Consider the following 14,011-nt stretch of genomic DNA (forward strand, 5'->3'; position numbering starts at 1 on the left):
AGCGTAAACGTGGCTGACGATCCAAGACGCATATTGATAGAGACAGTTGCCCGAATAGGACGGGAGACCCAACTGCATCTTGATGAACGCGACCGTCACTTCTGGATTACGAATTTGGTGATCTTTGTTATCTCACTGCTACTCGTTATTCTTGCCATTTTTAACGTCTACTACGTCCGGGTACTTTATAAAGACCTGGATGGCATCGTGCATAACATGGACTCCATGCATAACAACCTGAGTCAAGTCACCAATAACATGTCCACTATTGCTGAGCATGTGCAATCCATTGATCAAAGTATCCAGTATATGGACAGAATCAGCATACATACGGCTGAGATGTCCCAGTCACTACCCCGTATTGGTAATGCGATGTCCGATATGGCGGTAAATGTCGATGCAATCGACAAAGACATGGGCTTAATGACCTACAGCATGTTCAACATCGAACAGCGATCCGGCCATATGACCAGCAATGTCTCACTGATTCGACAAAATGTACGGCAGATCGCCCGACCCATGGGGATGATGAATTCCTTTTTCCCATAGTCGTTAGGCAACAGCCCCATCACGCGATAGCTAAAGCTGTGCTAATAGGCCGGCACTCCAGATCACTTCCATACTATTTCCTCCTCATTGAGCAGACGTTTATACAAGCCTAATCAATTACTTTGATCAGATATGCAACAATTCCCGCAGCACCAATCACAATACTTTCACAGTTTCGACATGTATAGATAACCGCCCTGTCACAATTCACCATTAGCATGCCTCAGCATAAACATGAGGAGCACGCTATGTCAGCCATTGCTATTTCTGCATTAACCAAAACTTTTTCTAAAGACAAAAACAGTGAGTCCGCACTTAAAAATATCGACCTGCAAATAGTGCAAGGCGATATGGTGGCTTTGATTGGCCCTTCCGGATCGGGAAAATCAACCTTGATGCGTCATCTGTCAGGATTAACCCTGGCAGATAAACATACCCCTGGAATAGTAAAGGTGTTGGGCAAGCCGATACAGAAGCGAGGTCGGCTCGACAAAGATATACGCCAAACCCGTGCGCAAATCGGCCACATCTTTCAACAATTCAATCTGGTTAATCGTCTCTCAGTTTTGACCAATGTTCTGATTGGTGGCTTGAGCCGCACCCCTTCCTATCGTGGGTTGCTTGGCTGGTTTACCGAAGAGGAGAAACTGGCGGCACTTGACTCACTCGAACGTGTTGGGCTGCGGGAGTTCGCCCTTAAACGTGCATCCGATCTCTCGGGTGGACAACAGCAACGCGTCGCCATTGCACGGGCACTCATGCAAAAGGCGGAAGTGATTCTGGCCGATGAGCCGATTGCATCACTCGATCCTGAATCATCCCGTCAAGTCATGGAGACACTAAAACGCATCAACAAGAGCGATGGCATAACGGTCGTTGTGACACTGCATCAAGTAGATTACGCGCAGCAATATTGTCAGCGTGCTGTTGCACTTCGACAAGGTGAAATCTTTTTTGACCAACGGGTTGATGCCCTGAAAACTGAACAAATCAACCAACTCTATGGTACACGGCCACCCCAACAGAAACGAGATGACCTCTATATCGATGGACCGGTGACAAACCGACGATTTGCGGTCGCATAACTTTAACTAACCCTTTCGGAGTCAATCAATGAAACTAAAAACACTTTTCAGCAAAATCACAGCGGGACTGGTACTGGCCACATCCCTTTCTGGAATATCTATTGCCCAGGCCGATGAAACAAAAACAATTAACTTTGGCATTATATCGACCGAATCTTCGCAAAACCTGAAGACGATCTGGGTTCCATTCCTGAAAGACATGTCAGCAAAACTGGGAATGGAGGTGAAGCCATTCTTCGCCTCAGATTATGCCGGCATCATTCAAGGTATGCGTTTCGACAAAGTAGATGTCGCTTGGTACGGCAACAAGTCTGCGATGGAAGCCGTTGATCGTGCCGGCGGGGAGATTTTTGCGCAAACTGTTGATGTCAGCGGCAACCCAGGCTACTGGAGTCTGTTGCTGGCTAACAAAAGTAACGACCAGATCAACTCCGTCGAAGATATGCTTAAACAGAGTAGTAATCTCGCATTTGGCAATGGTGACCCTAACTCTACTTCTGGCTTCCTGGTCCCCAGCTACTATGTATTTGCCAAGAATGGCGTTGATCCTAAAAAAGCCTTCAAGCGCATGACCAACACCAGCCATGAGGCAAACTTCCTTGCAGTAGCCAATGGTCAGGTAGATGTAGCCACCAACAATACCGAAAACCTTGCTCGGGTAAAAGTGACCCACCCCGAAAAACTGGACAAGGTAAAAATCATCTGGAAATCACCGCTTATCCCCTCTGACCCAATTGTTTGGCGTAAAAACCTGCCCGAGCATACCAAAAGCAAAATCTATGATTTCCTAATGAGTTACGGCAAAAACGGCGACGCCAAAGAAAAGCAGATCCTTGCCGATCTGGGCTGGGCTCCCTTTAAGCCTTCCAACGATGATCAGTTGCTGCCCATTCGTCAACTGGTGCTCTACAAAAACCGCATCAAGCTGATGAACAACTCCAACCTGAGTGAAGCAGACAAGGCAAAACAGGTCAAAGCAATCGATGATCAGCTGTCCGAACTGAACCGTCGCATGGACTCGTTGTCCGTCGCATCCAACAACTAAGCTGAGTGATTCACAGGGCGGCAATCGTCGCCCTGTTTTTCAATGACGGACCCCTACATGACATCAACAGAAATCAACAAGATTCCCAGACAGCCTTTTAATTGGATCGGTGCCCTGAGCTGGGGTGTGCTATTCATGATGTTGGGCTGGGGTTGGCAAGCGGCGGAAATGAAACCCCTGGTTCTATTTACCGACGGCAGCAACATGCTGGAATTCGCCGGTGATTTTTTCCCTCCCGACTTTACTGACATACGCTATTACCTCGAAGAGATGATCATCACAATGCATATTGCCCTTTGGGGCACCATGTTGGCGATTGTCTGCTCTATTCCCTTGGGTCTGATGAGCTCTGAAAACCTGGCCCCTGCCTGGATCTATCAACCGACTCGACGCTTAATGGATGCCACCCGAGCAATCAATGAGATGGTCTTCGCGATGCTGTTTGTCGTGGCCGTTGGATTGGGTCCATTTGCTGGCGTTATGGCACTCTTTATCCATACGACGGGGGTGTTGGCCAAGTTATTCTCGGAAGCTGTTGAAGCCATTGATCCACTCCCTGTAGAGGGCGTAAGAGCAACGGGTGCCAGTTTATTTCAAGAAATACTTTACGGCGTCATTCCTCAAGTATTACCACTCTGGATCTCTTTTTCACTCTACCGCTTCGAATCAAATGTGCGATCAGCCACAGTAGTGGGGATGGTCGGCGCGGGCGGTATCGGTGTCATTCTTTGGGAGAGTGTACGTGGTTTTCAATTTCAGCAGACATGTGCCGTGATGATCGTAATCATCCTCAGCGTCACACTGATCGATCTGATTTCTCAACGTCTACGTAAGGCCTTCATCTGATTCTTTACTCGACAAATTTGTATAGACAACAACTATGGCTGTTTACCTGAATATCGCAACACAACTGCGGGATGAAATTCATACCCAGTATGCCGCGGGTGATCTTTTACCATCGGAACATCAGTTGGCGAAACGTTTTAATGTCAATCGACATACTGTCCGCCGCGCCGTTGATGAGTTGGTGCAAGATGGCCTGATCAGACGCTTCCAGGGCCTGGGTAATCAAGTCGTCAGTACACCTATCGATTACGCCTTGGACAACCCCTCATGCTTTACCTACAACCTATCCAAGAAAGGCTTGCCTTTAGATACGGTCGTACTTGGGTGTAAAGCAGAGACATTAAATCCACTCCTGGCAGAAAAACTTGATCTTGCCCTGGACACTCCAGTGGTAGTGATAAAGACCTGTCGCTGCATTGATAACAAACCCTCCACTTTAATCCGCCACCACCTGTTCAATGTCGATATTGAGCAGATGCAGCGGTTTGCAAGCGGATCATTGCATCAATTTCTGCATAAACATTACGGCTATGAGGCCACACGAGGAAACACCCGCTTGCGTGCACGTATGCCGACTTTCGATGAGTGTCGACAACTGGCCATGGGTCGTGGCATCCCGGTGATGGAGATACATAGCCGTTACTACCTTAAGCAGACCAGCCATCTGATGGAGTACGCCATCAGTATCAGTCGCAGTGACATTTTTGAATACAGCGTGGAACCCTGAATATGAACACAACACGATCACAACGCCAGCACTGGATGTCAGTGATGGCCAAAGCCCCAAGCGAGAAACTGATAGAACTTGCCTCTTCATTTATTAAGTCTGACGACTTTAAGACCATTCGCGCACCAGAGATCGGACTCGCGCAAATACGTGGGCGTATGGGTGGTACTGGCAACACATTCAATCTTGGTGATACGACCATTACACGCTGCGTAGTACAGTCGACGGCCGGCCACTACGGCTACGCCTTCATACGTGGGAGAGATAAAGCCCATGCACAATGCGCAGCCAAACTGGATGCATTGATGCAACAGAGTACATTAGCTAGTGCTATCGATGCACAGGTCATAGAACCATTACAGCAACAATGGAATGCACAACAGAAACACAAACGATCAGAGACTGACGCTACAAAAGTAAAATTCTTTACCCTGGTAAGAGGCGAAGACTGATTATGCAAAACACCGCTATTGTTGCTGGCTTTGCAGACCCTGTCAGCGACGCCCAGCAGACCTTCAGAAAAGTACTCAAGGCGATGAGTGAACCAGGTGTGATTGTTGAGGCAGCCTCACCAGAAGCATTGGAACACCTCTATCCCAGCACCTTTGCCGTCTGCCAGACTTTGCTTGATCAGCAAACGCCTCTCTGGTTATCAAAAGAGTTCAGTAACCCAAAGATTCAACACAACCTGCATTTTCATACCGGTATGCCGCTGGCCAGACAGCCGTTGGATGCGCAGTTTGCCCTCGCCTATGCCGGAGAGATTGCCACACTGGATGATTTTGCAAAGGGTACGGCGGAATATCCAGAACGTAACTGCACTATGATTTTGCAGGTTCAGGCGATTTCTGCATCTCCGTCAACTGACCAGAACAGTACAACACTGAAACTCTCCGGGCCCGGCATCAAAACAGAACGCCAAATTGCCATTGCCGGGCTCAGCCAAGCCGTTATTCGCTATCTGTCTGACCGTCCTGATACTTTCCCGTTAGGCATTGACTTTATTTTTACTGCAGCGCAGTCGCTGGTTGCGATTCCAAGGACCACGCAACTGGAGGTGTGTTGATATGTATGTTGCTGTAAAGGGTGGTGAACAGGCCATCAGCCAGGCACATAAACTACTGGCAAAACGTCGGCGGGGCGATACCGCTGTCACTGAACTGTCGGTAGAGCAGATCAACGAACAGTTACCCCTGGCCGTGGATCGGGTAATGACCGAAGGCTCAATCTATGATCGTGAACTTGCGGCACTGGCGATCAAGCAATCAGCCGGAGATCTGGTTGAAGCCATTTTCTTGCTCCGCGCCTATCGCACGACACTCAGTAGACTCTATACGACTGACCCCATTGACACAGGCAAGATGCAGGTAGAACGACGTATCTCGGCTACCTTCAAAGATCTGCCTGGCGGTCAAGTGCTGGGCGCGACCTTCGACTACACCCATCGCCTGCTTGATTTCAAACTGCTGGCCGAAGGCCCCATCGAAACCGGACAATCTGCATCCGAACAAACCTCAGATAACCCTGCAGATTCAGACCCGCTCCTGATGAGTCGGGTGCTGCCCATGCTGGAGCGTGAAGCACTGCTCGTTGAAGAGATCGATGATGGTGCACCGCCAGCAGATATCACCCAGGATGCACCCAGCTATCCCTGTGATCGCAGCGCACGACTCCAATCATTGGTACGGGGTGATGAAGGCTTTCTATTGGCTCTGGGCTATTCAACCCAGCGGGGTTATGGGCGCAATCACCCCTTTGCTGGTGAGATTCGTTTCGGTGATGTCGAACTCTGCCTCACCCCGGATGAGTTGGGATTCACCATTGAGATCGGCACCCTGCAGGTTACCGAGTGTGAAATGATCAACGGTTTTAGCCGACTTCCAGAGGGTGAAATCAAATTTACCCGGGGCTATGGTCTTGCCTTTGGACAAAGTGAGCGCAAATGCATGGCAATGGCGCTGGTTGATCGTGCACTACAGGCGGACAGCTATGATGAAGAGCGCACCTCGCCAGCACAGCAGGAAGAGTTTGTACTTTCCCACTGCGACAATGTCGAGGCGTCTGGTTTTGTTTCCCATCTCAAACTCCCCCACTACGTCGACTTTCAGGCCGAACTTGAACTGTTGAGGAGATTACAAAACAAGAAATCAGTGGTTTCAACGTCACAGGAGAAGCCAGCATGAATGCCGCAACTATTCGGGATGGCTACAACTTTGCTTATCTTGATGAACAGACCAAACGAATGATTCGCCGTGCACTGTTGAAAGCGATTGCCATACCCGGTTATCAGGTTCCATTTGGTGGAAGGGAGATGCCTATGCCTTACGGTTGGGGTACTGGCGGCATACAGCTAACGGCGGCAGTCATTGGACAAGACGATGTATTGAAGGTGATTGATCAAGGTGCCGATGATACGACCAACGCTGTCAGTATCCGCACCTTCTTCAAAGATCTAACCGGTGTAAAAACCACAGAGAAGACCCGTGAGGCAACCCTGATCCAGACACGTCATCGGATTCCCGAAGTACCGCTGCAAGCCGATCAGATACTGATCTATCAGGTTCCCATTCCTGAACCCCTGCGATTTATTGAACCGAGTGAAGTGGAGACGCGCAAAATGCACGCCTTGGAAGATTACGGCGTAATGCACGTCAAGCTCTACGAAGACATTGCCCGTTATGGTTCAATCGCCACGACCTATGCTTATCCGGTACGGGTTAATGGTCGCTATATCATGGATCCATCACCTATTCCAAAATTTGATAATCCGAAGATGGATCGCATACCTGCACTGCAACTGTTTGGAGCCGGGCGGGAGAAGCGCATCTACGCCGTCCCCCCCTATACCGAAGTCCTCAGCCTCGACTTTCTCGATCACCCCTTCGAGATACAACGTTGGGACGAGACCTGTGCTATCTGCGGATCCGATCATAGCTTCCTCGATGAAGTAATCATGGATGACCAGGGCACCCGGAGTTATATCTGTTCCGATACCGATTACTGCAGTCAACGTGTTCAACAGGAGGCCGTGGCATGATATCTCAGGAACCACTGTTACAGGTCAAAAACCTCACCAAGCTTTACGCACCCGAAAAGGGTTGTGAGGCCATTGACTTTGAGCTCTATCCTGGAGAAGTACTGGGAATCGTGGGTGAGTCGGGCTCGGGGAAATCGACACTGCTTAATTGTCTTTCTGGCCGACTGATACCTACTGCAGGCGAGATATGCTACCGCAACAGGGATAACCAGTGGTTGAACCTCTATGCGCTTTCTGAATTCGAGCGTCGCCGATTATTGCGCACTGAGTGGGGCATGGTCCATCAGCATGCCAGAGACGGCCTGCGCATGGGTGTTTCCGCCGGGGCTAATATAGGCGAACGCCTGATGGCCGTAGGCGAACGACACTATGGAGATATCAGGGCACGCGGTTTGCAGTGGATGCAGGATGTGGAACTGGATATCCATCGCATCGATGACAAACCCACCACCTACTCTGGCGGCATGCAACAAAGACTACAGATTGCGCGCAATCTAGTCACTCATCCACGACTGGTATTTATGGATGAACCAACGGGCGGACTAGATGTTTCGGTTCAGGCCCGTCTGCTGGATCTGCTACGGAACCTGGTCACCCATCTTGATCTGGCGGTAGTGATTGTCACCCATGATCTGGCCGTTGCCCGTCTGTTGGCAGAGCGCCTCGTCGTGATGCGGCACGGACATATTGTAGAGAGTGGTCTTACTGATCAGGTGTTAGACGACCCACAACAACCCTACACACAGCTACTGGTCTCTTCAGTACTGACTCCATGATGCAACAGGAGTGATGAAATGAATACGGTTATCGATGTTAAAGCCTTATCAAAAAGCTTCACCCTGCACAATCAAGGTGGCGCAGAGCTGCAAGTGCTTAACAATATCAATCTGCGAGTAAAAGCCGGCGAATGCATGGTACTGCATGGTGAAAGCGGCACAGGTAAAAGTACCCTGCTACGTACGCTGTATGCCAACTATTTACCCAGCAGCGGAAGCATCCATGTTTTGCATCGCAGGCAAATGGTTGACCTTGCAACGGCTGGCAGTCGCCAGCAACTGGAGATACGTAAGGAGACGCTGGGATACGTCAGTCAGTTTCTCCGCGTGATTCCACGGGTATCGGCCCTTGACGTAGTAAAGCAGCCACTGCGTGAGCGTGGCATTGCCGATGACGAAGCGGAAACACGGGCCTGTACACTGTTGCGCCAATTGCATATTCCAGAACGGCTCTGGCCGCTGGCTCCAAACACATTCTCCGGTGGCGAACAACAAAGGATAAATATTGCGCGGGGGTTTATTGCCCAATATCCAATCTTGTTACTGGACGAACCAACCGCCTCATTGGATCGACGCAACGCGCATGTAGTCGTGGAACTGATCCAGTCAACCCTGGCACAGGGAACGGCAGTGGTCGGTATCTTTCACGATATCGAGGTGCGTGAAACAGTCGCCAGCCAGCTATTTGATCTAGACCAGACGACCTATGCCGCAGCCGCGAATTATTAACGCAAGGGAAAATATTGTGATTTTAACCAATGCACAAATTGTACTGCCGGACGAGGTCATCAATGGGACATTAACCATTGACCAAGGCGTTATTCAATCCATTGATCAAGGCGGGGTAAACCTACCCGGCGTGATTGACTGTCAGGGTGGCTATGTCACACCGGGTATGATCGAACTGCATACAGACAATATGGAGAAACATTTCACGCCCCGCCCCGGTGTTGCCTGGCCGGGCATACAGGCATTCAAGGTTCATGATGCCCAGATGATCAGTGCCGGAATTACGACCGTGTTTGACGCCGTCTCCATCGGCGATGTCATAGAAGGCAGTGAACGACTCAACAACCTGACACGCATGGTAGCCGCACTGACTGAATCCAAGGCACGCAGTTTAAGTCGCGCGGAACACTTGCTGCATCTACGCTGTGAAGTGAGCCATGCCGACACACTGGAGATGTTCCTCTCCCTGATGGAAGGTAATACCGCCCAGCTGGTCTCGGTCATGGATCATTCGCCAGGACAGCGACAGTTTGCCAGCCTGGAAAAATATCGGCAGTACTATCAAGGGAAGTACAAGCTATCGGACAGCGAACTAGCCTCCTTTATCGAACGCCAGACTGAAGCCAGTCGTCAATACAGCGACCCTTATCGCAAGGCGATATGCGCACTCTGTAATCAACGCAGTATCCCCCTGGCCAGCCATGATGATGCTACCCAGGCACACGTGGATGAATCACATGATCTCAACATGGTGGTAGCAGAATTTCCGACCACCGCCGAAGCCGCCATTGCGGCACATAAAAAAGGCATGTTTGTCATGATGGGGGCACCTAATGTCGTGCGGGGTGGTTCACACTCAGGCAATATTGCGGCCTATGAGTTAGCCTCAGAGGGTGTTCTGGATATCCTGTCGAGTGACTATTATCCAGCCAGTCTGCTTGATGCCGCTTTTAAAATTGCAGAACTGGATTCAAACGATTATGACCTGTCAGCGGCCGTCTCTCTGGTGACCCGCAATCCAGCCGATGCGGTTAAATTAAAAGACCGGGGACGGATTGAATCCGGGGCACAGGCGGATCTGATCTGGAGCAATCGCACCAATGATCACATCCATATTGAGCATGTGTGGAAAGCCGGAAAACGGGTGTACTAGACGCATGGGAAAACTGATCTATCTCATGGGTCCATCCGGCAGTGGAAAGGACTCCATACTCTCCCGATTAAGGAAGCAACTGCATTCTCAGTCTCGCCTGATCATCGCTCATCGATATATTACCCGTCACTGGCAGTCGGGGGGAGAAAACCATATTGAATTATCGGATGCTGAATATGAACTCCGTAAGTCCCTAAACCTGTTTTCCATGCATTGGAAAGCCAATCAGAATAAGTATGCTATCGGCTGTGAAGTGGATGCCTGGTTAGAGGCCAATCATTCAGTGATAGTCAATGGCTCCAGGTCCTATCTCGATAAGGCAAGATCACGCTATCAAGACAAGTTGGTTCCTATATTGGTAATGACCCATGAATCGACACTCAGATCCCGCCTTATTGCGCGTGGCCGGGAAGATGAAGCAACAATAGCATTGCGAATACAACGCGCGCGCGACTATCAGACACAAATCAGTGAACCGCTACATATTCTCGACAACAATGGAACCCTGGTTGAAGCAGTACAGCAATTTGAAAAGCTGATAAAGCAACTTGCAAAGGAAACATCAGATGCTTGAGATCGGATTTACCGGCACGGGTGATGCCGCACAGATACCGGTATGGGGTTGTCGCTGTACCGTCTGTGTCCGGGCAAAAAACATCACCACTTTCAAGCGTAAGCCAGCGGGCCTGTCGATTACTTCCCCTAATGGTATAACACTGATTGATGCTGGAAGAACAGACCTGGCGGATTGCTATAGTGTAGAGAAAATCGCGCGCATTATTTTGACCCACTTTCACATGGATCATGTGCAGGGATTATTTAATCTACGCTGGTCTGAATATGATCGAAAAATCCCCGTCTATCGTCCAGACGACCCCATCGGTTGTGATGACTTGTACAAACACCCGGGTATTTTTGAATTTCAAAAACCCTTTCGCGAACTGGATACCATTGATTGGGATGATTTCACACTGACCGCACTCCCACTGAATCACTCAAAACCCACGTTAGGCTATGTACTGGAATATGGGGGCAACCGGCTCGCCTATATCTGCGACACCTCAGGTCTACCGGTAGTTACTAAAGATTTCCTCAAAAACAAGCACCCGGATTATCTGATACTTGACTGTGCTGAACCACCCTCCAGCAACATCATTTATAATCACAATGATCTAAACAGCGCCCTAGAAATCGTTCAACAACTGACACCCACCAAGACATGGCTGACACATATCAGTCACCGCTTTGAACATTGGCTCTTACACAATCCAAATACGCTACCTGACAATATCCAAATAGCGCAGGATGGCATGCGATTTCACCTCCTTGCCAATAAGACCTATGAACAGCTTTAAGCCATACCCTGCAGTCCGCCTATAGCGCAACAAATGAATCTCCAACATCATATCGACCTGGCCTGTTGTACTTAGGTATAAACAGCGTACTGCCGCGTAGGTTAATTGTGCTAGCGCATGGCACGGGACAGCAGGCGTGGTTATGCTTAACCTAGGATAGAGAGACTTCGATGTTTGAGTCTATAATGCTAGAGGCATCTTTACCCAAGACCATGAACTGTAACTGATTGTTTCTATAATAAATCAGATTTCACAGTTCCGCTCATGACGAGGAGAACAGTAGATGTTGTTAAAACCCCATCAACTCTATCACGCGTGCAACGCGAAACTCCTTACCTTTGAGACTACCGCGGAACTGGAGCATTTATCCGAAACAATCGGTCAGGAGCGGGCGCTGGAGGCGATAAAATTTGGCGTTGGCATGCCCCATGCTGGATTTAACCTTTATGTCATGGGCTCCCATGGACTCGGACGTCACACCCTGGTGCATGAAGCCCTTATCAAACAATCGATGGATGCACCCTGCCCGCTCGACTGGTGTTATGTCGCGAACTTCCAACACCCAAACAACCCCACAGCGCTTGGTATTCTGGCGGGTACCGGACGTAAATTGCAACGTGATATGGCTCAGCTGATTGATAACCTGATCCAGGCCATACCAGCAGCCTTTCGTGGCGATGAGTACCAACGACGCGCCAAAGAGATCCAGGAAGATCTCAGCCAACGCGAACGAGAAATGGTGAAACGCCTTGGAGAAAAGGCGGAAGGACTGGGCATCACCCTGATGCAAGGCCCTACAGGTTTTACCCTAGCCCCTTTTAAAGAAGGAAAGATGCTCTCAACGGAGCAATTTGACGAATTACCGGAAGAAGAGCAGAAGAAGCTGAATGAAGGTCTTGAAACGATAAAAAAACAGCTCAAAGAGACGATGAGCCACATACCGGAATGGCAGCGCGAGATGCAACAGCGGTTCAGTAAACTCAATCGAGAGACGATGGAGTTGACCGTCACAGAATTCATGGCGGAGCTGGAAAAGGAGTATCAGCAGGATGAAAAAATCAGTGCCTATCTGACTCATATAAAACAAGACATTATTGAAAATGTTGATCAATTCCGGCTGGCAGGCGAGTCTGAAGAACACAATGTCACGGCACTTGATCCGGGGTTCACCCGCTATCGCGTCAACGTCCTGGTAGACAATGCAGATACCTTGGGGGCCCCCGTCATCTTTGAAGACAATCCGACCTACCAGAATCTCTTGGGACGTATTGAACACCTTGCACGCATGGGCACCTTGCAGACAGATTTCACCCTGATCAAGTTGGGTGCCCTGCACCGAGCCAATGGTGGCTATCTTATTCTGGATGTGGAAAAAGTGCTGACCAACCCATTTGCCTGGGATGGCTTGAAACGCGCTATCAAGTCGCGCGAAATACGTATCGAGTCCCTTGAACGGCAACTCAGCCTGATCAGCACCATCTCGTTAGAACCTGAACCGATTCCAATGAATCTGAAAGTTGTCCTGGTAGGCAGCCGGGAACTGTTCTATCTACTGAAAGAGTATGATCCAGAATTTGGATTACTGTTCAAGGTTGCCGCAGATTTCTCAGAACGATTCCCGCGGGACGACAATAATGAACTGCTGTACGCACGGCTGATTGCCACGTTGCAGAAACGCGAAGGGATTCGTGACATCACGCGCGATGGTGTTGCCCGGATCATCGAGCACAACAGTCGCCTTGCCCAGGACGGGGACAAAATATCGCTGCATATGAGCACCCTGCTGGATCTTTTACAGGAGGCCAATTACCACGCCGAGCAACAAAAAGAAAACAGGATCAGACAGAAAGATGTTGATGCGGCTATCGAGGCTCAGACATTCCGCGGCAACCAATATCAGCAACAACTCCAAGAGGCCATTCAAAAAGACATCATCAAGATTGAAACCAAAGGCGTGCAACTTGCTCAAGTGAACGGACTCTCATACTTGCAACTGGGCGATCATACTTTTGGGGCACCCACCTGTATCAGTGCAACAGCCCGTATCGGGGGCGGTGAGTTTATCGACATTGAGCGGGAAACCAAACAAGGCGGCCCAATTCACTCAAAAGGTGTATTGATCCTCACTTCTTACCTGGGGCAACGCTATGCAAAAAATCAACCACTTTCAATGACTGCCAGCCTGGTATTTGAACAAACTTACGGCCAAATTGAAGGGGACAGTGCCTCAGCTGCCGAACTTTGCGCGATACTCTCTGCTATTGGCGATATACCAATCAAACAGTCATTAGCCATAACCGGCTCAATCAATCAACACGGCGAGATGCAGGCCATTGGCGGAGTCTGCCAGAAGATTGAGGGATTTTTCGACATCTGCAAAGCCAGGGGTCTCAGCGGTGAACAAGGGGTCATCATCCCCCTTTCCAACGCAAAAGATCTCATGTTGAAACAGGAGATTATTGAGGCGAGTGCCGCAGGGCTGTTCCATATCTTTGCAATAAAGCACGCAGAAGAAGCGATGGCGTTACTCTCTGGCCTGCCCGCAGGCATACCTGATGAAGAGGGCATCTATCCAGAAGGGACATTCAACTTTCTTATTCAGGTCAAGTTGGCAGAGTGGATTGCACTTCGCCTACACTATGCGGGGGCCAGCATGAAAGAGGAATAAGGCCACTCATAACCTGTATCAAGTGATGATTAGGAGGCAAC

General features: G+C 49.6%; 15 protein-coding genes. All 15 read left to right on the forward strand.

The window, feature by feature from the left end; translation table 11 throughout:
* Positions 1-9 precede the first annotated feature (9 nt).
* The 15 genes from FHP88_RS03395 (at position 10) to FHP88_RS03465 (ending at position 13,970) form a co-directional block, all read left to right on the forward strand.
* On the forward strand, positions 10-549 hold the full coding sequence (locus FHP88_RS03395) for a translation initiation factor 2 (RefSeq protein ID WP_144357581.1): 540 nt from the start codon (positions 10-12) through the stop codon (positions 547-549).
* A 248-nt stretch (positions 550-797) separates the two neighbouring features.
* Entirely contained in the window at positions 798-1,634 is an 837-nt protein-coding gene (phnC, locus tag FHP88_RS03400; RefSeq protein ID WP_144357582.1) for a phosphonate ABC transporter ATP-binding protein, read from the forward strand.
* 28 nt (positions 1,635-1,662) lie between these two features.
* Positions 1,663-2,679, forward strand: coding sequence for a phosphonate ABC transporter substrate-binding protein (phnD, locus tag FHP88_RS03405; RefSeq protein ID WP_144357583.1), 1,017 nt, complete (start codon positions 1,663-1,665; stop codon positions 2,677-2,679).
* A gap of 57 nt (positions 2,680-2,736) precedes the next feature.
* Positions 2,737-3,525, forward strand: a complete 789-nt coding sequence (gene phnE / locus FHP88_RS03410) for a phosphonate ABC transporter, permease protein PhnE (protein ID WP_144357584.1) — start codon at positions 2,737-2,739, stop codon at positions 3,523-3,525.
* Between the two features lie 34 nt (positions 3,526-3,559).
* Positions 3,560-4,252, forward strand: coding sequence for a GntR family transcriptional regulator (locus tag FHP88_RS03415; protein WP_144357585.1), 693 nt, complete (start codon positions 3,560-3,562; stop codon positions 4,250-4,252).
* Positions 4,253-4,254: 2 nt separating this feature from the next.
* Complete coding sequence (gene phnG / locus FHP88_RS03420; RefSeq protein WP_144357586.1) at positions 4,255-4,704, forward strand: phosphonate C-P lyase system protein PhnG; 450 nt, start codon at positions 4,255-4,257, stop codon at positions 4,702-4,704.
* Between the two features lie 2 nt (positions 4,705-4,706).
* Positions 4,707-5,318: a phosphonate C-P lyase system protein PhnH gene (phnH, locus tag FHP88_RS03425; protein ID WP_144357587.1), complete on the forward strand. Its 612-nt coding sequence runs from the start codon at positions 4,707-4,709 to the stop codon at positions 5,316-5,318.
* A gap of 1 nt (position 5,319) precedes the next feature.
* Entirely contained in the window at positions 5,320-6,435 is a 1,116-nt protein-coding gene (locus FHP88_RS03430; RefSeq protein WP_144357588.1) for a carbon-phosphorus lyase complex subunit PhnI, read from the forward strand.
* Entirely contained in the window at positions 6,432-7,289 is an 858-nt protein-coding gene (locus FHP88_RS03435) for an alpha-D-ribose 1-methylphosphonate 5-phosphate C-P-lyase PhnJ (RefSeq protein WP_144357589.1), read from the forward strand. Before FHP88_RS03430 ends, FHP88_RS03435 begins: the two co-directional genes overlap by 4 nt.
* Positions 7,286-8,065 (forward strand): phosphonate C-P lyase system protein PhnK, encoded by a 780-nt coding sequence (gene phnK / locus FHP88_RS03440; RefSeq protein WP_144357590.1) that lies wholly within the window; start codon positions 7,286-7,288, stop codon positions 8,063-8,065. Before FHP88_RS03435 ends, phnK begins: the two co-directional genes overlap by 4 nt.
* An 18-nt stretch (positions 8,066-8,083) precedes the next feature.
* Positions 8,084-8,794, forward strand: a complete 711-nt coding sequence (gene phnL, locus FHP88_RS03445; RefSeq protein WP_144357591.1) for a phosphonate C-P lyase system protein PhnL — start codon at positions 8,084-8,086, stop codon at positions 8,792-8,794.
* Positions 8,772-9,947 carry an alpha-D-ribose 1-methylphosphonate 5-triphosphate diphosphatase gene (gene phnM / locus FHP88_RS03450; RefSeq protein ID WP_260843148.1) on the forward strand — a complete coding sequence of 392 codons (1,176 nt, stop codon included), beginning with the start codon at positions 8,772-8,774 and terminating at the stop codon, positions 9,945-9,947. Before phnL ends, phnM begins: the two co-directional genes overlap by 23 nt.
* 4 nt (positions 9,948-9,951) lie before the next feature.
* Positions 9,952-10,521 carry a ribose 1,5-bisphosphokinase gene (phnN, locus tag FHP88_RS03455; RefSeq protein WP_144357593.1) on the forward strand — a complete coding sequence of 190 codons (570 nt, stop codon included), beginning with the start codon at positions 9,952-9,954 and terminating at the stop codon, positions 10,519-10,521.
* The gene (gene phnP, locus FHP88_RS03460; protein ID WP_144357594.1) at positions 10,514-11,302 is read left to right on the forward strand and encodes a phosphonate metabolism protein PhnP; all 789 of its coding nucleotides are present in this window, start codon (positions 10,514-10,516) and stop codon (positions 11,300-11,302) included. The genes phnN and phnP overlap by 8 nt, the downstream gene beginning before the upstream one ends.
* A gap of 283 nt (positions 11,303-11,585) precedes the next feature.
* The gene (locus FHP88_RS03465) at positions 11,586-13,970 is read left to right on the forward strand and encodes a Lon protease family protein (protein WP_144357595.1); all 2,385 of its coding nucleotides are present in this window, start codon (positions 11,586-11,588) and stop codon (positions 13,968-13,970) included.
* Positions 13,971-14,011: the final 41 nt, after the last annotated feature.

This window comes from Sedimenticola selenatireducens (assembly GCF_007625115.1).
Classification (GTDB): Bacteria; Pseudomonadota; Gammaproteobacteria; order Chromatiales; family Chromatiaceae; genus Sedimenticola; species Sedimenticola selenatireducens_A.

Excerpts from the sequence above, each read along its gene's own strand:
- phnC (WP_144357582.1), top strand. The coding sequence starts at position 798 with ATGTCAGCCATTGCTATTTCTGCATTAACCAAAACTTTTTCTAAAGAC.
- phnN (WP_144357593.1), top strand. The coding sequence starts at position 9,952 with ATGGGAAAACTGATCTATCTCATGGGTCCATCCGGCAGTGGAAAGGAC.
- FHP88_RS03465 (WP_144357595.1), top strand. The coding sequence starts at position 11,586 with ATGTTGTTAAAACCCCATCAACTCTATCACGCGTGCAACGCGAAACTC.
- FHP88_RS03435 (WP_144357589.1), top strand. The coding sequence starts at position 6,432 with ATGAATGCCGCAACTATTCGGGATGGCTACAACTTTGCTTATCTTGAT.
- phnH (WP_144357587.1), top strand. The coding sequence starts at position 4,707 with ATGCAAAACACCGCTATTGTTGCTGGCTTTGCAGACCCTGTCAGCGAC.
- phnP (WP_144357594.1), top strand. The coding sequence starts at position 10,514 with ATGCTTGAGATCGGATTTACCGGCACGGGTGATGCCGCACAGATACCG.
- phnD (WP_144357583.1), top strand. The coding sequence starts at position 1,663 with ATGAAACTAAAAACACTTTTCAGCAAAATCACAGCGGGACTGGTACTG.
- phnM (WP_260843148.1), top strand. The coding sequence starts at position 8,772 with ATGCCGCAGCCGCGAATTATTAACGCAAGGGAAAATATTGTGATTTTA.
- FHP88_RS03415 (WP_144357585.1), top strand. The coding sequence starts at position 3,560 with ATGGCTGTTTACCTGAATATCGCAACACAACTGCGGGATGAAATTCAT.
- FHP88_RS03430 (WP_144357588.1), top strand. The coding sequence starts at position 5,320 with ATGTATGTTGCTGTAAAGGGTGGTGAACAGGCCATCAGCCAGGCACAT.
- phnE (WP_144357584.1), top strand. The coding sequence starts at position 2,737 with ATGACATCAACAGAAATCAACAAGATTCCCAGACAGCCTTTTAATTGG.
- phnK (WP_144357590.1), top strand. The coding sequence starts at position 7,286 with ATGATATCTCAGGAACCACTGTTACAGGTCAAAAACCTCACCAAGCTT.
- phnL (WP_144357591.1), top strand. The coding sequence starts at position 8,084 with ATGAATACGGTTATCGATGTTAAAGCCTTATCAAAAAGCTTCACCCTG.
- phnG (WP_144357586.1), top strand. The coding sequence starts at position 4,255 with ATGAACACAACACGATCACAACGCCAGCACTGGATGTCAGTGATGGCC.